The organism is Sphingomonas echinoides ATCC 14820, assembly GCF_000241465.1.
In the GTDB taxonomy this organism is placed as follows: domain Bacteria; phylum Pseudomonadota; class Alphaproteobacteria; order Sphingomonadales; family Sphingomonadaceae; genus Sphingomonas; species Sphingomonas echinoides.
On record NZ_JH584235.1, the window covers coordinates 1,692,280 to 1,711,618 of the forward strand.

Sequence of the window (19,339 nt, forward strand, 5' to 3'; positions counted from 1 at the left end):
TTTCCCCGATCGCATCGCGCGCCGTCGCGACGGCTCGGGCGAGACCTGGGCCTCGGTCGGCGGGCGCGGCTTCAAGCTCGATCCGACCAGCGCGCTCGCCCGCGAGGAATGGCTGGCGGTGGCCGAAACGCAAGGCATGGCCTCGGGCGCGCGCATCCTCTCCGCCGCCGCGATCGACCTGGCCACGATCGAGGCGCTGTTCGGCGAGTCGATCGCGACGCACCGCACCGTCACCTTCGATCCCGCGACGGGTGGCGTGCAAACCACACGCGACCGCCGCCTCGGCGCGCTGCGGCTCTCGAGCGGCCCCGATGCGCAAGCCGATCCCGAGGCGATCGCCGCCGCCTTGCTGGCGGGCGTTCACGCCCACGGCCTCGCGCAATTGCCGTGGAGCGACGCGGCGCGCGCGCTGCGCCACCGCGCCGCCTTCGCGCAGGACCATGGCGGCGCCGAACTGGCGCTCGATGACGCCGCCCTGCTTGCCCGCGCCGACGAATGGCTCGCCCCCTTGCTCGTCGGCAAACGGCGGCTTGATGCGATCGACTCGGGCGCGCTGACCGATGCACTCCGCACGCTGATCGGTTGGGACGCGCTCAAGACGATCGACCGCCTTGCCCCCACCCATTTCACCAGCCCTGCGGGCAGCAGCCATCCGATCGATTATAACGCCGAGGGCGGCCCGCGCGTCGACTTGCGCCCGCAGGCGCTGTTCGGGCTCGCCACGCACCCGATGATCGCGGGCGGGCGGGTGCCGCTGGTGCTCAGCCTGACCTCCCCCGCCGGTCGCCCGATCCAGACGACGCGCGATTTGCCGGGCTTCTGGGCCGGGAGTTGGGCCGCCATCGCCAAGGAAATGCGCGGGCGCTATCCTCGCCATCCCTGGCCCGACGACCCCGCATCGGCCAATGCGACGCTGCGCACGAAAAACGCAGATGCGCGCGCGAAAGAAGCACGGTAAGGAGGCGCCATGTCGATCGCCCGAATCTATCAGCGCCCGAAGAATTCCATGTCCTCGGGCCGCGCACGCACCAGCATTTGGATGCTGGACTTCGCCCCCGCCGAGGCCAAGCAGCCCGATCCGCTCACCGGCTGGGCCGGCTCGGGCGACACGCGCGACCAGCTCCGCCTGACCTTCCCGACGCAGGAAGCTGCGATCGCTTATGCCGAGCGCGAAGGGCTGGCCTTCACCGTGCTTCCCGCACCGGAACGCACGCTGAAGCTGCAAAGCTACGCCGACAACTTCCGTTAAGCGCTGCGGGGCGGGGCGGGGCGCGGCGGTTATCCCGCCAGCATCCCCGCGCCCAGCAGCAGCAACATCTTCACGTCGATTGCCACGCCCTCGGCGCGCTTGGCGGCGACCACGTTTGCAATCTCCGCGACCGGCACGCGCACCACGGTGATGTTCTCGCCCTCGACCCCGCCGCCATCGGTAAAACGCTCCAGCCCGGTCGCGCGCACCAGCATGAATCCCTCGGAGACCATGCCGGGCGAGGAATGGAAAAAGCCCAGCGGCTCGATTCTAGCGGGGCGATACCCGGTCTCTTCCTCCAGTTCGCGCGCCGCGGAGGCTTCGACGCTCTCGCCTGCCTCCTCGTCACCGACCAGCCCGGCCGGTAATTCCAGGCAGCGCCGCCCAAGCGGCACGCGATATTGCTCGACCAACAGGACATGCCCGTCCTCGACCGCCAGGATCACCGCCGCCTGAATGCCGCGCGCGCGCGACACATATTCCCAGGTGCCGTCCTTCACCGCCTTGATGTATTTGCCTTCCCAAACGACCTCAGCACTCATAATTCGATCAGCCTGTCCGGAAGTTCGTTGCGGTCGCCCGCCGTTTTGGGGAAGGTTTCCGAGAGAATCGCGCCGATCCGCTCGACCGCCGCCGCCATGCCCGCGCCCGGCTTGCCCGAGCGCGTTTCGGCGACCAACGCCGCCATCGCATCGCCCCAGCGCTCGGCCGGGACGGCGCGGTGGATCGCTTCGTCGGCGACGATCTCGGCCATGCGTTCATCGCGCGACAGATAGAGCAGGATGCCGACGCGCGCCGTGGTGCGGCGTTCGGCACCGACCTTGAAATATTGGATCGCGCGCCGCCGCACCCGCCGCGCGCGCGTCGCTTTGGGCACCAGCGCCATTCGCAGCGGCATATAGGCCAGCGCAAAGCGCACGATCAGGAAGACCAACGCCTGCGCCGCAAGGATCACCCCCAACAGCAAGCGCGGATCGGGCGCATCGTCCCACCCGGCGGTGAAGCCGCTCAACCAAGTCTCGATCGCGAGCGGGTTGATCGCCGCCAGCGCGAGCACGATCAGCATCGCGGCAATCGCATAGTGCAATGCCGCATCGTGGTAACTGTCCGAACGCTCGGTCACGATCGTGACGATTTCGCCATCGGTGTCCGTCTCGGCGCGCGCCACGGCGGCCAACACCTGCGCATGGTCGTCGCGCGTCAGCCGTGCCGTTCCCGCCATCACCAATCCCCCGAAGCGCCACCGCCGCCGAAATCGCCGCCGCCGCCCCCGGTAAAGCCACCGCCGCCCCAGCTTCCGTCCGAGCCGCCACCGCCACTCGATCCACCGCCGCCGCCAAAGCCGCCGCCGGAGCCACCACCCCAGCCGCTGCCCCAGCCGCTGCCCCAGCCGCCGCCCCAACCGCTTCCAAGCCCCGAGCCCCACAGCACCGCCGGAGCCACGCCGCTACGATAGTCCTGGCCGCGCCGACCGCGCCGCAAACTCGACAGCACGATGAAACCGATCACGAACAGGATCATGATCACCCCAAACGGAATCCCGCCGCCACTGCCTGCACGGCTGCGCTGATGCACCTTGTCGAACTTCGCCGCCGCCGCATCGACATTGGCCTTGGCCTCTTCGGGCGAGGCGCGCAGTTGCGCGATCACCGCATCGGTACCCGCTTCCATCGCCCCGGCAATGTCGCCGGATTGCGTCAGCTTTGGCATCATCTTCTCGCGGATCATCGTGCCCGCGAACGCATCCGTCAGGATCGGCTCTAGGCTGTATCCCACTACCAGCCGTGGCCCACGGTGCCCCTTCGGCGCATTGGGCGCGATGAACAGGATCGCGCCGTTATTGGCACCCTTTAGGCCAACGCCCCACGCCCGCCCAAGCCCGACGCCATATTCTACGATCTCCTGCCCCTGCAGGTCCGGGATCGTCGCGACCACCAATTGCCGCTTGGTGTCCTTCTGCAGCGCTTCCAATTTGGCCGTCAGATCGGCCTTGGTCGCGGGTGGCAGAACGTTGGCGGCATCCACCACCAGACCGGTGAATTTGGGATAGGTCTGCGCTGCCACCGGGGTCACCCCCAGCAGCAGCGCAACCAGCATCGCGAGCAGTGCCTGAATCAGGCGCATCGGCATGGGGCCTCCGGCCCGGTAGTTAGTTCGAATTGCCGAAATTGACCGTCGGCGCCACGTCCGCTCCCGGCGTCGTCGCCTTGAACGGCACCAGCGGCTTGGCCCCGTAAAACACCTTCGCGCCAATCGCGTCGGGGAAGGTGCGGATCGTCGTGTTATAGGCCTGCACCGCGCTGTTATAATCATGCCGCGCGGTCGAGATGCGGTTTTCGGTGCCCTCGAGCTGGTCCATCAGCGTCTTGTAATTGTCCTGGCTCTTCAGCTCGGGATAGGCTTCCTGCAAGCGCTGCAGCGACATGGTAACGCCTGCCTGCGCCTTTTCATAAGCGGCAACCTTGGACGGATCGTTCAAATCCGCGCTGGAAACCTTGACCTGCGATGCCGAGGCGCGCGCCTGCGTCACTTCAACCAGAATCGCTTTTTCCTGCGCGCCCGCCGCCTTCACCGTCGCCACCAAATTGGGGATCAGATCGGCGCGGCGCTGATAGTAATTTTCGACATCGGCCCATTTCGCCTTGGCGTTCTCGTCCGCCGTCGGCACGCTGTTCAGCCCGCAACCGGCCAGCGCGAACGCGCCAACGAATGCGATCAGAGTGCGATACTTCATGGTGTTCATCCCTCCAGGCCTTGCGCCGCCATGATAGCCGGGTAGCATGGCCGCGAGAAACGAAATCGGATTGGGAGGCTCCATGTTCAAGGAGTTCAAGGCATTCATCGCGCGCGGCAACGTGCTGGATTTGGCAATTGCGGTCATCATCGGTGGGGCGTTCGGCAAGATCGTGACGTCGCTGACCGACGACGTGATCATGCCGGTGATCGGTAAAATTTTCGGCGGGCTCGATTTTTCGAGCTATTTCGTGGTGCTGGGCAAGGTGCCGCCCGCGCTCGCTGGTTCGTCGGACTATGCCGCGCTGAAAAAGGCCGGGGTACCGCTGCTCGGCTATGGCGCGTTCGTCACGGCGGCGGTCAATTTCCTGATCGTCGCCTTCATCATCTTCCTGCTGGTGCGCGCGGTGAACCGGCTGATGCCCAAGGCACCGGAAACGCCCGCCGAGCCGGTCGAACCCGCCGACGTGACGCTGCTGCGCGAAATTCGCGACGAGCTGAAACGGCGGTAAGGGGAGCTCGCGCTTACCCTAAATTCCGTTCGGGCTGAGCCTGTCGAAGCCCCCTTGCCCGCGAGCCGCTCGCGGGGAAAGCCCTTCGGCAGGCTCAGGGCGAACGCGTTTGGGGATCGGTTGAAGCCCCAAGGCGTCATTCGCGTAAGCGCGGTCAGGCCGCGACCAGCTGCTCGGCGACCGAATCCGCGAGGCTCGTGCCATCGAGGATCCGCGCGGTCTCGTCGCGCACGCGCATCATCGCGTGGCGGATCGCGCAGCTCGCTTCGTCCTTGCAATCCTTGCAACTGCGATAGGCGGTGCGGCTGACGCACGGCACGAGCGCCAGCGGCCCCTCGATCACGCGGATGATCTCGCCCAGCGAAATCAGATGCGTCGGGCGCGACAGGCAATAGCCGCCCATCTTGCCACGGTGGCTGTGCAGGAAACCCGCCTCGCGCAAATCGGCGAGAATCAGTTCCAGGAACTTACGCGGGACGTTCGCCTCGGCGGCAATCCGGTTCATCGGGATCGGCGGGCCCCCGGGGGGTGCTTCAGCCAGGAACATCATCGCGCGAAGCGCGTAGCGGGAACGTTGCGTCAACATGATACTATACCCCATGCACCCGATTTGTGGCGAGTGGAAGGCACAAGGTGTCAAACCGGGCCTTTTCATTGCGCCAGGCTCTGCCTATATCGCGGGTGCCGGGTTCGCCCGGCTATGGTGATAAAGTGCAGCGTAGACTAGATGCAGCGGACCCGGGGGCAGTACCCGGCGACTCCACCAAAACCCCTCTTGCCGGAGGGGCTCTGACGGGGTCGAACCAGGATCGACGTGTGTTGAAAGGCGCTGTTTTTGCCCGGGCTGAGTAACCTGTAAAAGGCTCAAAACCACAAGTGCTAACGATAACGAAGCACTCGCGATTGCGGCGTAACTAAAGGCCTAACGGCCTAGGTTACCCCAAAAGAACGCGGTTCGGGCTGCACCGGGCAACAGAAGCAGACACCGGCGGTCCGGGGAGTACCGAGCAACAGAAACTCCCCACCCTTTCCCGTCGCGGCTATCAGGGTGTTGCATGGCCGATTCCGCCGACGCCCCGCCCCAGCGCAAGATCATCCATATCGACATGGATGCCTTTTTCGCGTCGGTCGAACAGCGCGATGACCCAACCTTACGTGGGCGACCCGTCGCGGTCGGCGGATCGCGCGCGCGCGGCGTGGTCGCCGCCGCCAGTTATGAAGCGCGCGCCTTCGGAGTGCGCTCGGCCATGCCCTCGGTCACAGCCCTTCGCCGTTGCCCCGACCTGGTGTTCGTGCCGCCCCGCTTCGAGGCCTATCGCGCGGTCTCGGCGCAGATCCGCGCGATTTTCGACGATTATACCGATCTGGTCGAACCTCTCTCGCTCGACGAAGCCTATCTCGACGTGACCGAGGACCGCCACGGCCTTGGCTCCGCCCGCGCCATCGCCGAGCAGATCCGCGCCCGCATCAAGGCCGAAACCGCCCTCACCGCCTCGGCCGGGGTCAGCTACAACAAGTTCATCGCCAAGCTCGCCTCGGACCAGAACAAGCCCGACGGCCTGTGCGTCATTTCGCCCCGCCACGGCGCGGCATTCGTCGCCAGCTTGCCGGTCAAGCGCTTCCACGGCGTCGGCCCGGTCACCGCACGGCGCATGGCCGCGCTCGGCATCGAGACCGGCGCCGATCTGCGCGAGCGTCCGCTTGCCTTCCTCCACGCCCATTTCGGCAGCTATGGCGACTATCTTTATGGTGCCGCACGCGGGGTCGATCACCGCCCGGTGCGCAGCGAGCGACCGAGCAAATCGGTCGGGGCCGAACGCACCTTCGAAACCGACCTGTCCGCACCCGCCGATCTCCACGCAGCACTCGACCGCGTCGGCGAAGCCGCCTGGGTGCGGATCGACCGCCACAGCGCGCGCGGCCGCACCGTGACGCTGAAGCTACGCTTCTCCGATTTCCGCACGATCACCCGCGCGCGTTCGCTCAACAGCGTGGTCGACCGCGACGCTTTCTTCGCGATCGGCCATGCCTTGCTCGATGCGCATCTGCCGCTGCCGCTCGGGGTGCGGCTGTTGGGGCTGACGCTGTCGGGCATGGTCGATGGAGAGCCCGAGGCGGTTCAGCCCACTTTGCCGCTATAGCCGCGCTCAGCCGACGCGCTCGCCCGCGCGGCGCAAATCCTCGACAAAGCGCCCATATTCCTGCTCGGCGGCCGCTCGATCGGGTAAGCGCAGCAAGTAACTTGGATGGACGGTGATCCACGCCTCCCCTCCCTCGGGCAGCGCCAGCGCACGCCCGCGCTCCTTGCCGATCGTCACCACCCGCCCGAGCAAGCTGCGCGCCGCGGTCGCCCCCAAGGCCACCGTCACCTTGGGCCGCACCAGCAAGCGCTCCTGCTCGATCCACCAGCGGCACGCGCTGATCTCCCCCGCATCGGGTTTGTTATGGATGCGCCGCTTGCCGCGCTGCTCGAACTTGAAATGCTTGACCGCGTTGGTGACGTACACCCCCGCCCGATCGATCCCCGCCTCGGCCAGCGCGCGGTCGAACATCTGCCCGGCCGGGCCGACAAAGGGCTGCCCCGCCAGATCCTCCTGATCGCCCGGTTGCTCGCCGACGAACATCAACGCGGCATCGACCGGCCCCTCGCCGAACACCGTCTGCGTCGCGGGCTGGTAGAGCGGGCAGCGCGTGCAGCCCGCCGCCTCCTCGCGCAACGCCGCCCATGCCGCCTGCGCATTGCCACCGACCGCGCTCTTCGCTTTGGCGATCATCCCGCTCTCCCGCGCCTGCGCGCTGGCAATCAACCCCGGCACCAACGCCGTCTCGGGCATGTTCTTCCAATATTTGCGCGGCATTTCCTTCAACATCGCGCCGATCTTCACGCGCGCCGGGTTGAAGATCGACGCGTAATAGGTCTTCCACACCTCCTCGATCGGGTCGCCCTCGGGCGCATCGCGCTTGGTCGCGCCCGGCCCCTCCGCCAGCGTCTCGCCGTCCCAATGCAACGAAAGCTCGGGCGTCAGGATCGACCAGCGCATGCTCGCGAAGCGATCGAGAAAGAAACCGGCATTGGCGCGCACGATATGATGCTCGGGCTCGAACCAAGCGACGAAGCGCGGGGCACCCTCCTCCTCGACTTCGCGGAAGCGCAGGAACGCGCGCATCTTGTGAATGTCCTTGCGCACTTCGCGCGCGAAACCCTCCAGCCGCCGCAGCAACGGATCGGCCCGATCCTCGATCGCCCCCGGCTGGCGGCGCAAGCGCAGCAGCAAGGTATAAAGCAAGGCAAAGCGTTCGGCGTCGCGGTGCAAAACGACGCTGCGCGCGAGCGCCATGAAGGCCGCGGGCACGGTGAAGGCCGGTTGCGTCGGCACCGGTGGCGGCGTGCCCGCCAGCGCGAACAGATCGTCCGCCGCCCCGCCGACTTGCCACACCACCTCCTCGGGCGGCACACCCGCCCCCGCCAGCGCGCGCGCGGCATCGCGCCAGCCATCCAGATCGTCGGGTTCGGCCAAAGTGACGACGTGCATCGTGTCTCCCCTCAGGCCGCAAACAACTCCAGTTGCTCGGTTTTGGGTGCAACCTGCGGCCGCAGATCGGCGCGGTCGCTCAGCGCCACCGGCCGCCAGTCCTCGGCGATCAGGAATGGCCGCAGCTTGGCGATCGACACCGTCAACCGCGCGACATCGGCCAGCCGCAACCGCCGCCAGCGCCGCGCCGACAGGATCGCCGCGACCGCTTTCACCCCCAGCCCCGGCACCCGCAACAACGCCTCGCGCGGCGCGCGGTTGACGTCGACCGGAAAGGATCCGCGAAACTTGAGCGCCCAGGCGAGCTTGGGGTCGATGTCGAGCGGCAGCATCCCGGTCGTCGCGTCGGTTGCCGCCACCACATCGGCGGGGGAATAATCGTAGAAGCGCATCAGCCAGTCCGATTGATACAGGCGATGTTCGCGCATCAGCGGCGGACGCTGCAGCGGCAACACCGCGCTCGCATCGGGGATCGGGCTGAACGCCGAATAATAGACCCGCCGCAAGCCGAACCGATCATAAAGTGAGGACGCGCGCGTCACGATGTCACCATCGGTCGCGGCATCCGCCCCCACGATCATCTGCGTGGATTGCCCGGCAGGCGCAAAGCGCGGTGCCGACTTGAAGCGCTTGCGGGCGTCGCTCGTGTCGGCAATCGCCAGCTTGGTCCCCGCCATCGCCCCTTCGATCCGCACCGCCGATTTCTCGGGCGCGAGCCGCGTCAGCCCGGCCAGCGTCGGCAATTCGACATTGATCGACAAACGATCGGCATGGAGCCCCGCTTTATGCACCAGTTCGGGGTCGGCATCGGGAATGGTCTTGAGGTGGATATAGCCGCGAAAATCATGATCCTCGCGCAAGCTGCGCGCCACCTCGACCATCTGCTCCATCGTGTAATTGGACGAACCGATGATGCCCGAGGAGAGGAACAGCCCCTCGATATAATTGCGCCGATAGAAAGACAGCGTCAGCCGCACCACCTCCGCCGCCGTGAAACGCGCGCGCCGCACGTTCGAGCTTTTGCGGTTGATGCAATAATGGCAGTCGAAGATGCAGCTGTTGGTAAGCAGGATCTTGAGCAGCGAAATGCAGCGGCCATCGGGCGCATAGGCATGGCAAATCCCCATGCCCTGGTCGGTCGAGCCGATCCCCTTCCCGTCGCGCGAAGTGCGCTTGACCGAGCCCGAGGATGCGCAGGACGCATCATATTTCGCGGCATCCGCCAGGATCGCGAGCTTTTGCTGAACATCGAGCTGGGCCATATGTTCTTCATATGTTCACAGCACGCTCGGCGCAAGCGGCGCGGTCAGTGGTCCTTCGACAGGCCCGCCATCTTTTCGAAAGTCACATCGGTTTTGGAGCCGAACAGGCGCATCGGCTTGCCCTCGTCGCATTCGACCTGCGCGACGATGCGAATCCAGCGCCGCGTCGGGCCAACGGTGATTTCGGCGTCCAGAGTGAAGCCGGAGCGATCGCGGATGGCCGCCATACGCCGACATTCGAGCGCGATGCGGGATCCGGGTGTATAGCGCGCCGCTGCGGCGTGGCGATCGATGCGGCCGCCGCGCGGGACTCCGAACAGATCATAGACGCCATCACTCCAAGTCAGCCGTTCGGTCGCGAGATCGCACGACCACAGCCCAGCCGAAACCGAGGCCGGAACATCGATGAAGCGGCCGCCAACCGCATGGGACAATGCTGGAATGATATTCATGCAAACCCCTTTCCGATTGCGGTGCAACCCCGTGCTTGCCGGACAATGGTTAAGCTGAGGTTTTGAAAGGCCCGACTAGTTTCGCGGATGCAACCCGCAGGCGGTTAAAACGTTACGCCCACACAAACATCAAAAGGGACCGATATCATGCGTTCACTGTTTCTCAGCCTCGCCGCCGCTTCGCTCGTTGTTCCGGTGACGATGGCCCTCCCGGTCGATAAGGCCGAAGCGCGCAAGCATCGCTATTATGGCAAAACCAGCCGTCACTATCGCTGCCATCGCTCGTCGGGAACGACTGGCCTGATCGCGGGCGGTGCCGGCGGTGCGTTGGTCGGCAATGCGCTCGGCGGCGGTGTGCTTGGCACGGTGGCGGGCGGCGTCGGCGGTGCACTCCTCGGCAAGCATCTCGACAAGAAGCATGACGCGGCCCAGAATCGCCGCAACGGCTGCTGATCCGTTTACTCGGCGGCGAGGAGCGATTCCGCGCCGCCGAGATCCACCGAAACAAGGCGGCTGACGCCTTGTTCGACCATCGTTACGCCGAACAGCCGGTGCATCCGGCTCATCGTCACGGCATTGTGCGTCACGATCAGATAGCGCGTCTGCGTTTCGCGCGTCATCGCATCCAGCAACCCGCAAAAGCGCTCGATATTGGCATCGTCCAGCGGCGCATCGACTTCGTCGAGCACGCAGATCGGCGCGGGGTTGGTCAGGAACAAGCCGAAGATCAGCGCGACGGCGGTCAGCGCCTGTTCGCCGCCCGATAACAGCGTCAGCGATTGCAATTTCTTGCCCGGCGGCTGCGCCATGATCTCGAGGCCCGCCTCGAGCGGATCGTCCGAATCGACCAGTTCGAGATGCGCCTGCCCGCCATTAAACAGCGTGGTGAACAAGCGCCGGAAATGGCCATCGACCGCCTCGAACGCCGCCATCAGCCGCTGCCGTCCCTCGCGGTTGAGCGTGCCGATCGACCCGCGCAGGCGGTTGACCGCCAGCCCCAGTTCCTCGCGTTCAGCGGCATTGCCCTTGGACGCGGCTTCGAGTTCGGCCAGTTCGCTTTCGGCGACCAGATTGACCGGGCCGATCCGTTCGCGATCAACCATCAATTTCTCGTGTGTCGCCGATTCCTCAGCGGGCGACCGCACCGTATCGCCGTCAAAGCCGACGCGTTCGGGCAGCAGCACCGACGGGCATTGGAAGCGTTCGCCCGATAGGCGGTTCATCTCCACCCGCCGCAATTCCTGATTTTCCGCCCGCGCCGCCGCACCGGCCCGCGCTTCACGCGCTTGCGCCAGCGTTTCGGCGGCAGCGCTGGCTTGCGCTTCGGCTGCGCGGAGTGCCGCTTCGGCCGCGCGTTCGGCGGTGGCGGCGGCATCGGCCTCCGCACGCGCCGCCGCATGCGTTGCTTCCAGCGCTTCGATTTCAGCGGCGAGCGCCTCGGGCCGCCCGACCAGCGCCTGCGCTTCAGCGGCAAGGTCGCCGTCGCGCTTGTCCATCTCGGCGATGCGCCGCGCCGCCTCGCCTGCCCGCGCGCGCCAGCTCTTCGCCTCGGCGCTCATCGCAGCGAGCCGCTCGCGCGCGCTGCCGACATCGCGGTCGAGCCCGGCGCGGTCGGCGCGCGCGGTGGCGATCGCGGTACGGCGCGCCTCGGCCTCGCCCGACAGCGTCCGCACCCGCTCGCGCGTCGCGCTGCCATCGGGCAGCGCCGCCTGCACACCCGCAGCACGCGCGACCTCTGCCTCGGCTTCTTCATGATCGGCGACGATGCGCTGTCGCCGCGCCGCCAGATCGGCGCGCTGCGCCTCGATCCGCTCGATCGCCGCCGCCGCACGGTCTTCGGCGCGCGCCGCATCGCGCGCGCGCGTCTCGGCACTCTCCAGCAAGCGCCGCGCCGCCACCGCACCGCTCCGCGCCTCCGCAATCGCCGCGTCGATCCGCGCGAGCTCGCCATCCGCCGCCTCGACCGCGCGCACCGCCGCCGGGCGCGCCGCCTCGATCGCGCGCAGCCGGTTCATGCGTTCGAGCCGCTCGGCCGCCGCCGCCCCGCCCGATTTGGCGACATAGCCGTCCCAGCGCCGCAACACGCCCGTCAGCGTCACCAGCCGCTGCCCGACCGCAAGCGGCCCGCCCGCATCGCTCTCCGCCACGAACACCTGCGCCAATCGCCTTGCCAGCGCCGCGGGTGCCGCGACATGCTGGCCAAGCGGCACCGTCCCCTCGGGTGCCGCCGGATCGCCCGGCGCGACCTCCGCCCCCGCCCAGAAGCGCTCGCCCGCCGGGTCGAGTCCCGCTTCCAGATCATCCCCCAAAGCCGCCGCCAGCGCGCGTTCATAGCCCGCCTCGGGCTGCAACCGGTCGAGCAACCGCTCGCGCCCCTCGCGCCGCGTCGCCTTGGTCAGCGCGGTCGCTTCGCTGTCGAGTGCCGCCAGATCGGCATGTGCGGTCGCCCGCGCGGCCTGCGCCCGGTCGCGCTGGTCGCGCGCACCGCGCTCATCGGCATCGGCGCGGGTGAGCGCCGCCCGCGCATCCTCGCCATGCTGCACCGCCTGCGCGCGCGCCGCCGCTGCCGCCGCGCGCTCGGCGATCAGCGGCGCGGCATCGCCCAACGCCGCACTTTCCGCCGTCACCCGCGCCAGATCGCGCGCGCTGCGCTCGGCCCGCACCCGCGCGGCGGCGAGCGCCGCTTCGGCCACGCGCGCATCGGCCAGCTCGGTCGCTTGCGCGGCGAGCGCCTGCGCCAGCGCCACTTCGGCATCGCGCCCGGCGCGCTCGGCCTCGCTCAACCGCGTCTCCAGCTCGGGGATGCGCGCGGTCGCCTCGGCCAGCCGCACCTCCAGCGCCTTGCTCTCCTCGGCCAACCGCGCAATCGCTTCGGCGGCATCGCTCGCCAGCGATCCCTCGCGCGCGCGGTCCTCGGCCAGCCGCTCGCGCGCCGCCGCCAGTTCCTGCGTCCGCCGCAGCGCCGCCGCCTGCTCGCCGCGCAAGCCGCCGAGCCGATGCCCCGCTTCGCTCGCCGCCTCGCGCAGCGCCTGCGCCTGCCCCCGTGCGCCCGCCAGCGCCTCGGTCGCCGCCAGCGCATAGGCCGCCGCCGCGCGCTGCGCCTCGCTTGCCTCGGCGACGCGCGCCTCGCACGTCGCCGCCTCGGCCTTGGCGGCATCGGCGGCCTGTTGCGCATCGCGCCATCGCGCAAAGATCATCCGCGCCTCGGCCACGCGGATCTGCTCGGACAAAGCGCGATAGCGCTCCGCCTGCCGCGCCTGCCGCCGCAGTGCATTGGCACGGCCGTCCTGGTCTGCAATCAACTCATCGAGCCGCGCGAGATTAGCCTCGGTCGCGCGCAATTTCTGCTCGGCATCCTTGCGGCGGACGTGCAGCCCGGCGATCCCGGCGGCTTCCTCCAGCATTGCGCGGCGCTCGGCGGGTTTGGCGGCGATGATCGCGCCGATCCGCCCCTGGCTGACCAAAGCGGGCGAATGCGCCCCCGTCGCCGAATCCGCGAACAGCAGCGCCACGTCCTTCGCGCGCACATCGCGCCCGTCGATGCGGTAGGCAGACCCCGCCCCGCGCTCGATCCGGCGGACGACTTCGCTTTCCTCGCCGGCATTTTCGATCAGCATCGAAACTTCGGCGAAATCGCGCGCCGGGCGCGTGTTGGTGCCCGCGAAGATGACGTCGTCCATCCCCGCGCCACGCAGCGACCGCGCCGAGGTTTCCCCCATCGTCCAGCGCAGCGCCTCGAGCAAATTGGATTTGCCGCAGCCATTGGGGCCGACGATCCCAGTCAGCCCCGGCTCGATCCGCAGATCAGCCGCGTCGACGAAGCTCTTGAAGCCCGAGAGCCGGAGACGCTTGATCTGCATTCAGAGCCCCCGGCTAGAGTGGAAACTGCGCGGGCGTCCTTCCAACAAGAGGCCGTCACCCCGGGCCTGTCCCGGGGTCCACCGTCGTCAGTACCCCGCAGTCGCAGAACATGCGGCACCGTGGATGCCGGGACAAGCCCGGCATGACGTAGCGAGAGCGTTACGCCCCCGCGCGCTTCAACGCCGCCTCGACATCGGGCCAGGACACGCCCTCAACCTTGGTGCCGTTCAGGATGAAGGTCGGCGTGCCGGAGACGGTCGCGCCCTCGCCCTTGTTCATCAAGCCGATCAGTTCGTTCAGCGCCTTGCTGTCGGCGATGCACGCGCGCGCCTTGGCTTCGGGAATGCCGCGCTGCTTCACGAACTCGACATAACCGAGATAGTCGCCCCAGGCTGCGGCCATCTGGTTTGGCGTCTTGCCCTGCAATTGCGCCTGCAGCGCGTTGGTGGCGGCCTGGTCGGCGAGCTTGGCCTCGAACTGCGGCTGGCTCAGGTACATTTGTTCAAGCAACGGGAAGAAGGCCGACGGATCGACGCAGCGCCCGAGCAGGCTCGGCGCGAAATCCGCCTGATTGTGGACCATATAGTCACGGAATTCGTAGGACACCTTGCCGGTGGTGACATACTTCTCGGTCAGCGGCTTCTGCCCGGTCTGGCCAAACGCGCCACAGGTCGGGCAGGTGCGCGATCCATATTCGACCAGCTTGATCGGCGCATCGGGGTTGCCCATGCGATAGCCACCCTCGGGCGTCTTGGAGACCACTTCGGTCCAATTCTGCCCGGCGGGTGCCGGCTTGGCCGCCACCGGTGCAGCGGCGACGCTGTTGCCGCCCGATGCGCCGCCACCGCCGCACGAAGCGAGCGAAACGGCAGCCAGCGCGGCGAACAGGATGCGAGGGGTCATCGAATAAGCTCCTTGGGGAAAACGCATTTTACTTGGTAACGGCAGCGCGCACCAGCGGCTCCAGCGCCGCCCAGGTGAAGGTGTTGGCTTGCGCCACGCCGTTGATGAGGAAGGTGGGCGTGCTGTTCACGGCATAGGCTTTGTTGGCCGCACCGGCGCGCTGCGCGACCAGATCGACCGCCTTGGTGTCGGCCAGGCACGCAGTGGCCTTGGCCAGCGGCATGCCCTTCTGCACCACCAGATCGGTATAGCCGTAGAATTTGGCGAGATAGGCGGCGATCTCGGTCGGCTTGGCCCCCTGCAATTGCTGCTGTTTGTCGGCGGGGACCTGGTCCGGCCGACCGACCAATTTCTCCTGATTGGCCATCATCGCGTTCAACAGCGGGAAGAAGGCGCGTGTCGGCACGCAATGCCCAAGCAGGATCGGCCCGAGATCGAGCGCGCCGTGAATGGGGAAATCGCGAAATTCATAGCTCACTTGCCCGCTCGCAATGTAGCCGGTGCGCAGCGCGGGCAAACCCTCTGCATCGAATCGCGCGCAATGCGGGCAGGTGCGCGATCCAAATTCGATCAGCTTCACCTTGGCATTGGGGTTGCCGATCCGCACCCCGCCCTCGGGCGTGGCGACGATCATGCTGGCCCAGGCAACTTTGGCGGGTGCCCGATGCGCCACCGCCTTCTTCGCCGGTACGGCCTGCGCTGCGGAGGCCGCGCCAACCACAATGGCCATTGCCGCCACCACCAACCGCATGTTCATCCCTCGCTCCCACCAACGATCGGCGCGCCGCGCGTCGCCGCTACCCCTGCGGCCAGCGCTTCCAGCACCGCCTTCAATTCCGGATCGGCGATCGTGCGCAAGCTCGCGCCCAGTTCGACCGGCACCGGCCGCAGCGACGGCGGAGCCGCGCGCGGCGCGGGCACCGGCACGTCGCCCTGGCGGATCTGCACGCGTACAATCGCCTCATAGCCAAAGAAGCGATTGACCCGCTCAACGATTTCGGGCGCGATATGCTGCATCATCGTCGCATGCGCGCCTCGCACCACCAGACTCAGCGTGCCGCCGGTGCGCTGCCCATGCGGAAATTTGATCGATTCGGGGGCCGACACCCCGGCATAGCGCGGGCCGACAATCTCGCCCCAGCGGCTGACCACCGCGCTCTGTACGAAGCCGAAGCGGCGGAAGGCCGCGCGCCCGGCATCGGGCAGCAATTCCGCGACCGAGCGCGCACGCCCACCACGCGCCTTTTCCGGCTCGGCGCGTTTGATCACAGGCTTGGCGGGATCGCGTTTGCTCATCGGCCCGTCCATGCCATAGCGATGCGGTGTCCGCCAAGCATCCTTCCACCATCGCCGCCCGATTGCTCGCCTGGTATGATGCCCATGCCCGCGATTTGCCGTGGCGCGCCGCCCCCGGCACCAATGCGCCCGATCCATACCGTGTGTGGCTGTCCGAAATCATGCTGCAACAGACCACGGTGGCGGCGGTACGCCCGAAGTTCGCGGCGTTCGTCGCGCGCTGGCCCTCGGTAGAGGCGCTTGCCGCCGCGCCCGAGGCCGATCTGATGGCCGCCTGGGCGGGCCTTGGTTATTATGCCCGCGCCCGCAATTTGCACGCCTGCGCACGCACAGTGGCCGAGCGCGGTGGCTTTCCCGACACCGAAGAAGGACTGCGCGCACTCCCGGGAGTCGGTGCCTATACCGCCGCCGCCATCGCCGCGATCGCCTTTGGCGCGCGCGCGGTGGTGGTCGATGCCAATGTCGCGCGCGTGGTCGCGCGGGTGTTTGCGATTTCACGCCCCTTGCCCGGCGCGATGCCCGATCTGCGCGACGCGACCGACCGCATCACACCGGACACCCGCTCCGGCGATTTCGCGCAGGCGATGATGGATCTGGGGTCCTCGGTCTGCACCCCACGCGCGCCGCACTGCCTGGCGTGCCCTTTGGCCGAGGACTGCGCCGCTTATCGTTCGGGCGACCCGGAGGGCTTTCCGATCAAGCTCGCCAAGGCGGCCAAGCCGCAGCGCCACGGCACCATCTTCTGGGCCGAGCAGGAGGGGCGCGTGTTGCTGGTGCGGCGTCCACCGCGCGGGCTGCTGGGCGGGATGCGCGCATTGCCGACCGGGCCCTGGGCGGACACACCGCCTGCGCTCGCCGATCCGCCATTCGCCGCCGCCTGGCAGATGCTGCCGGAGACGGTCTCGCACACCTTCACCCACTTCCGCCTTGAACTGGCGCTTGCGGTCGCGCGCGTGGATGGGCATGGGCCAATCGGGGAGTGGTGGAGCGTGACCGAGATGGACTCGGCGGGCTTGCCCACGGTCTTCGCCAAGGCGGCAACGGCAATCAGGAGGGCACGATGGTAGCGACGCGGTTCAAGATGGCAGCGAGCGCCTTGCTCATCGCGGCAACCGGAACGGCGGTTGCGCGGCACGTCGTACATGCCCCCGTGGTGCTGCGCACCGCGCCGCGCCTCCCGCAAACGCAGGCGGTGTTTTCGGGCTATGTCGCGGCAAAGAAGATCCCCGGCGTGGTCGGCGTGATCGGCCGCGGCGATGCGCCCTTCGCCGTCGTCGCGGCCGGGCGGATCGGCGATGAACCCGGTGCCCCGCTCGCCGACAAGGACAGCCTGTGGCGCGTCTATTCGATGACCAAGCCGATCACCGCGATGGCGGCGATGATCCTCATCGAAGAAGGCAAGATGCGGCTCGACCAGCCGGTCAGCGACTTCATCCCCGCCTTCAAGACGATGCGCGTTCAGGTCAGCCCGGATTCGCTCGACACGCGCCCCGCCACGCGCCCGATCACGATCCGCAACCTGCTGACCCACACCGCCGGGCTCGGTTACACGATCATCACCAAGGGGCCGTTGCTCAAGGCCTATGAAGACGCCGGCATCACCCCCTTCACCTCGGACGCCAAGACCGAGGCGCAGCTTCGCCTCAAGCGCCCGCCGACGCTGGAAGCCTTTGCCAACAAGGTCGCCACGCTGCCGCTGATCGCCGAACCCGGCACCAAATGGAGCTATTCGATCGGCCTCGACGTGATGGGCCGCGTGATCGAGGTCGCCGCGCACCAGCCGTTCGACCGCTTCCTGCAAACGCGCATCTTTACGCCGCTCAAGATGCGCTCGAGCTGGTTCACCGTGCCGGGGTCGGAGGCGCACCGTCTCGCGACCGGCTATTTCATCACCCCCAATGGGCGCACGCCGGTCGATCCGGGCGCGACCTCGGTCTATCTCAAAGCCCCTAGCTTCCCGTATGGCGGTGCCGGGCTCGTCACCTCGGCTTATGATTACGACCGCTTCCTGCACATGCTGCAAAATGGCGGGACGCTCGACGGCGTGCGCATCCTGAAGCCCGCCACGGTCAAGCTTGCCATGTCGAACCTGCTGCCGAACGGCGTCGTCTATCCCGGCGCGGTGGCGGCGACCGGTGGCACCACCAATCCGCAGGGCTTTGGCGCAGGCGGATCGGTCACGCTGCACGATACGCCCGGCGGCCCGGCCAAGGGCACCTATGGCTGGGGCGGTGCGGCCGGCACGATCGCCTGGGTCGATCCGATCAACAAGATCCGCGCGACGATCATGGTCAATTATCTGCCGGGCGACCGCTGGCCGCTGCGCGCCGATTCGACCAAGGCGGTCTATGCCGATCTCGCGCCGGTAGCGCCCAAGAAGTGAGCGCAGCAGCGATGCTGACACCCGGCTTTACCGGCGGTCTGCTCGACCGCGCCGATCCGCTGCGCCACGACGAAGCCGCGCTCGCCGCTGCCAAGAGCGACTGGCGCGCACGGCTGCTCAAGCTCGAAAATTTCGAGCCCGAACTCGATGATAGGGGCATGCTCGGCTGGACCACGCTGGCCGATGCGCCCGACGATGCCGAACTTGTACTGCTCGGCCTCGACCAGGGCCGCCCGCATTTCGCCGCTTATACGCCCGGCATGCGCGCACCCAAAGGCCGCTCGGCGCGGCTGTTCGGCCTGCTCGACCGCTTCGCGCCGGGTGAAGCGGCGACCTATGCCGCCGCGCGCAGCGTGCTCGACTGGCACAGCCGCCACCAATTCTGCGCCAATTGCGGGCACCAGACCGCCATGTTCCGCGCCGGTTGGGGGCGGAACTGCCCCAATTGCCAGGCCGAACATTTCCCGCGCGTCGATCCGGTCGTCATCATGATCGCCGAGCATGACGGGCGCGCGCTGCTTGGCCGCCAGCCGTCTTTCCCGCCCGGTCGCTATTCGGCGCTGGCGGGGTTCCTCGAACCCGGCGAATCGATCGAGGAAGCGGTTGCGCGTGAAATCGCCGAGGAAGCGGGCGTGCGCGTGCGCGACGTGCGCTATGTGGCCAGCCAGCCCTGGCCTTTCCCCTCCTCGCTGATGGTGGCGTGCGTCGGCATGGCCGAGGACGACACGATCACGCTCGACACACATGAGCTGGAGGATGCGATCTGGGTCCCGCGCGACGTGGTGCGCGCGGTGCTGGCGGGGGAACCGGGGCCGTTCCTGCCGCCCCCGCCTTATGCGATCGCACACACGCTGTTGACGGCATGGGCCGCAGGGTAAGCCGCAAACCGGGCCGAACGAGACTTACAGCCTCAGCCAGCCCTTGCGGTCCGCACAGATGAGCGGCGTGACAACGCCAAACCCCGCCAGCCCCCCAAAAGCGATCGTCCACAAAACGCCGATCTGCGGGAAAGTGAGCGATGTCTCGCCCACTAACGGTGCGACAAAAACCCCAAGTACGATGGGGAAGATGTAGCCACAGAGCGTAGCCACCGCGAGCAGGACGTAAGCGAAAACCCTCATTTCTGTTCTCCTTACGTTCAATGTGACACACTTC

The 19,339-nt window shown here is 67.6% G+C and carries 21 protein-coding genes and 1 other RNA gene; 9 read left to right on the top strand and 13 right to left on the bottom strand.

The features are described from left to right. Together ON00_RS07970 and ON00_RS07975 are read left to right on the top strand one after the other, a co-directional pair. Window positions 1-958 (top strand): ATP-dependent helicase C-terminal domain-containing protein (locus ON00_RS07970; protein ID WP_010404727.1); only part of this gene is annotated, 958 nt, incomplete at its 5' end. 9 nt (window positions 959-967) lie between these two features. Further along, window positions 968-1,249: an ETC complex I subunit gene (locus tag ON00_RS07975; RefSeq protein WP_010404729.1), complete on the top strand. Its 282-nt coding sequence runs from the start codon at window positions 968-970 to the stop codon at window positions 1,247-1,249. A 29-nt stretch (window positions 1,250-1,278) separates the two neighbouring features. Here the strand turns inward: ON00_RS07975 and ON00_RS07980 are convergent, their stop codons facing one another. Genes ON00_RS07980 through ON00_RS07995 form a run of 4 tightly spaced genes read right to left on the bottom strand, consistent with a single transcriptional unit; the run spans window position 1,279 to window position 3,983 of the window. After that, window positions 1,279-1,791 (bottom strand): NUDIX hydrolase, encoded by a 513-nt coding sequence (locus ON00_RS07980; RefSeq protein ID WP_010404732.1) that lies wholly within the window; start codon window positions 1,789-1,791, stop codon window positions 1,279-1,281. Next, complete coding sequence (locus tag ON00_RS07985) at window positions 1,788-2,471, bottom strand: TPM domain-containing protein (protein WP_010404735.1); 684 nt, start codon at window positions 2,469-2,471, stop codon at window positions 1,788-1,790. Before ON00_RS07985 ends, ON00_RS07980 begins: the two co-directional genes overlap by 4 nt. Then, window positions 2,471-3,379: a TPM domain-containing protein gene (locus tag ON00_RS07990; protein ID WP_010404736.1), complete on the bottom strand. Its 909-nt coding sequence runs from the start codon at window positions 3,377-3,379 to the stop codon at window positions 2,471-2,473. Before ON00_RS07990 ends, ON00_RS07985 begins: the two co-directional genes overlap by 1 nt. Window positions 3,380-3,398: 19 nt before the next feature. Continuing rightward, window positions 3,399-3,983, bottom strand: a complete 585-nt coding sequence (locus tag ON00_RS07995; protein WP_010404739.1) for a LemA family protein — start codon at window positions 3,981-3,983, stop codon at window positions 3,399-3,401. A gap of 82 nt (window positions 3,984-4,065) precedes the next feature. On the opposite strand from ON00_RS07995, the gene mscL reads away from it, so the two are divergent. Further along, window positions 4,066-4,494 carry a large conductance mechanosensitive channel protein MscL gene (mscL, locus tag ON00_RS08000; protein ID WP_010404740.1) on the top strand — a complete coding sequence of 143 codons (429 nt, stop codon included), beginning with the start codon at window positions 4,066-4,068 and terminating at the stop codon, window positions 4,492-4,494. Window positions 4,495-4,648: 154 nt separating this feature from the next. Here the strand turns inward: mscL and ON00_RS08005 are convergent, their stop codons facing one another. After that, complete coding sequence (locus ON00_RS08005) at window positions 4,649-5,080, bottom strand: RrF2 family transcriptional regulator (protein WP_010404742.1); 432 nt, start codon at window positions 5,078-5,080, stop codon at window positions 4,649-4,651. 58 nt (window positions 5,081-5,138) lie between these two features. Here ON00_RS08005 and ssrA point away from each other — a divergent pair. Both ssrA and dinB read left to right on the top strand, forming a co-directional pair. Further along, window positions 5,139-5,481, top strand: a transfer-messenger RNA (tmRNA) gene (ssrA, locus tag ON00_RS20140). A gap of 68 nt (window positions 5,482-5,549) precedes the next feature. Beyond that, window positions 5,550-6,635, top strand: a complete 1,086-nt coding sequence (gene dinB / locus ON00_RS08010; protein WP_010404745.1) for a DNA polymerase IV — start codon at window positions 5,550-5,552, stop codon at window positions 6,633-6,635. A 6-nt stretch (window positions 6,636-6,641) separates the two neighbouring features. On the opposite strand, the gene ON00_RS08015 is transcribed toward dinB, so the two are convergent. The 3 genes from ON00_RS08015 to ON00_RS08025 are packed head-to-tail and all read right to left on the bottom strand — an operon-like array spanning window position 6,642 to window position 9,741. Next, window positions 6,642-8,027: a UdgX family uracil-DNA binding protein gene (locus ON00_RS08015; RefSeq protein ID WP_010404746.1), complete on the bottom strand. Its 1,386-nt coding sequence runs from the start codon at window positions 8,025-8,027 to the stop codon at window positions 6,642-6,644. Window positions 8,028-8,038: 11 nt separating this feature from the next. Beyond that, entirely contained in the window at window positions 8,039-9,289 is a 1,251-nt protein-coding gene (locus tag ON00_RS08020) for a putative DNA modification/repair radical SAM protein (protein WP_010404749.1), read from the bottom strand. Between the two features lie 44 nt (window positions 9,290-9,333). After that, window positions 9,334-9,741, bottom strand: a complete 408-nt coding sequence (locus ON00_RS08025) for a hypothetical protein (RefSeq protein WP_010404750.1) — start codon at window positions 9,739-9,741, stop codon at window positions 9,334-9,336. 147 nt (window positions 9,742-9,888) lie between these two features. On the opposite strand from ON00_RS08025, the gene ON00_RS08030 reads away from it, so the two are divergent. Beyond that, the gene (locus tag ON00_RS08030) at window positions 9,889-10,194 is read left to right on the top strand and encodes a hypothetical protein (RefSeq protein WP_010404751.1); all 306 of its coding nucleotides are present in this window, start codon (window positions 9,889-9,891) and stop codon (window positions 10,192-10,194) included. A gap of 5 nt (window positions 10,195-10,199) precedes the next feature. On the opposite strand, the gene ON00_RS08035 is transcribed toward ON00_RS08030, so the two are convergent. The 4 genes from ON00_RS08035 to ON00_RS08050 form a co-directional block, all read right to left on the bottom strand. After that, entirely contained in the window at window positions 10,200-13,601 is a 3,402-nt protein-coding gene (locus tag ON00_RS08035) for a chromosome segregation SMC family protein (RefSeq protein WP_010404752.1), read from the bottom strand. Between the two features lie 160 nt (window positions 13,602-13,761). Continuing rightward, window positions 13,762-14,505 carry a thioredoxin domain-containing protein gene (locus tag ON00_RS08040; RefSeq protein ID WP_010404753.1) on the bottom strand — a complete coding sequence of 248 codons (744 nt, stop codon included), beginning with the start codon at window positions 14,503-14,505 and terminating at the stop codon, window positions 13,762-13,764. Window positions 14,506-14,533: 28 nt separating this feature from the next. After that, window positions 14,534-15,262 (bottom strand): thioredoxin domain-containing protein, encoded by a 729-nt coding sequence (locus ON00_RS08045; RefSeq protein WP_010404754.1) that lies wholly within the window; start codon window positions 15,260-15,262, stop codon window positions 14,534-14,536. After that, entirely contained in the window at window positions 15,259-15,813 is a 555-nt protein-coding gene (locus tag ON00_RS08050; protein WP_010404755.1) for a DUF721 domain-containing protein, read from the bottom strand. The genes ON00_RS08045 and ON00_RS08050 overlap by 4 nt, the downstream gene beginning before the upstream one ends. A 14-nt stretch (window positions 15,814-15,827) precedes the next feature. On the opposite strand from ON00_RS08050, the gene ON00_RS08055 reads away from it, so the two are divergent. The 3 genes from ON00_RS08055 to nudC are packed head-to-tail and all read left to right on the top strand — an operon-like array spanning window position 15,828 to window position 19,062. Then, the gene (locus ON00_RS08055; RefSeq protein WP_010404757.1) at window positions 15,828-16,868 is read left to right on the top strand and encodes an A/G-specific adenine glycosylase; all 1,041 of its coding nucleotides are present in this window, start codon (window positions 15,828-15,830) and stop codon (window positions 16,866-16,868) included. After that, window positions 16,862-18,184, top strand: a complete 1,323-nt coding sequence (locus ON00_RS08060; RefSeq protein ID WP_010404760.1) for a serine hydrolase domain-containing protein — start codon at window positions 16,862-16,864, stop codon at window positions 18,182-18,184. The genes ON00_RS08055 and ON00_RS08060 overlap by 7 nt, the downstream gene beginning before the upstream one ends. 11 nt (window positions 18,185-18,195) lie before the next feature. Further along, window positions 18,196-19,062, top strand: coding sequence for an NAD(+) diphosphatase (gene nudC / locus ON00_RS08065; protein WP_010404762.1), 867 nt, complete (start codon window positions 18,196-18,198; stop codon window positions 19,060-19,062). 24 nt (window positions 19,063-19,086) lie between these two features. On the opposite strand, the gene ON00_RS08070 is transcribed toward nudC, so the two are convergent. Next, entirely contained in the window at window positions 19,087-19,305 is a 219-nt protein-coding gene (locus ON00_RS08070) for a hypothetical protein (protein WP_010404765.1), read from the bottom strand. Window positions 19,306-19,339 lie beyond the last annotated feature (34 nt).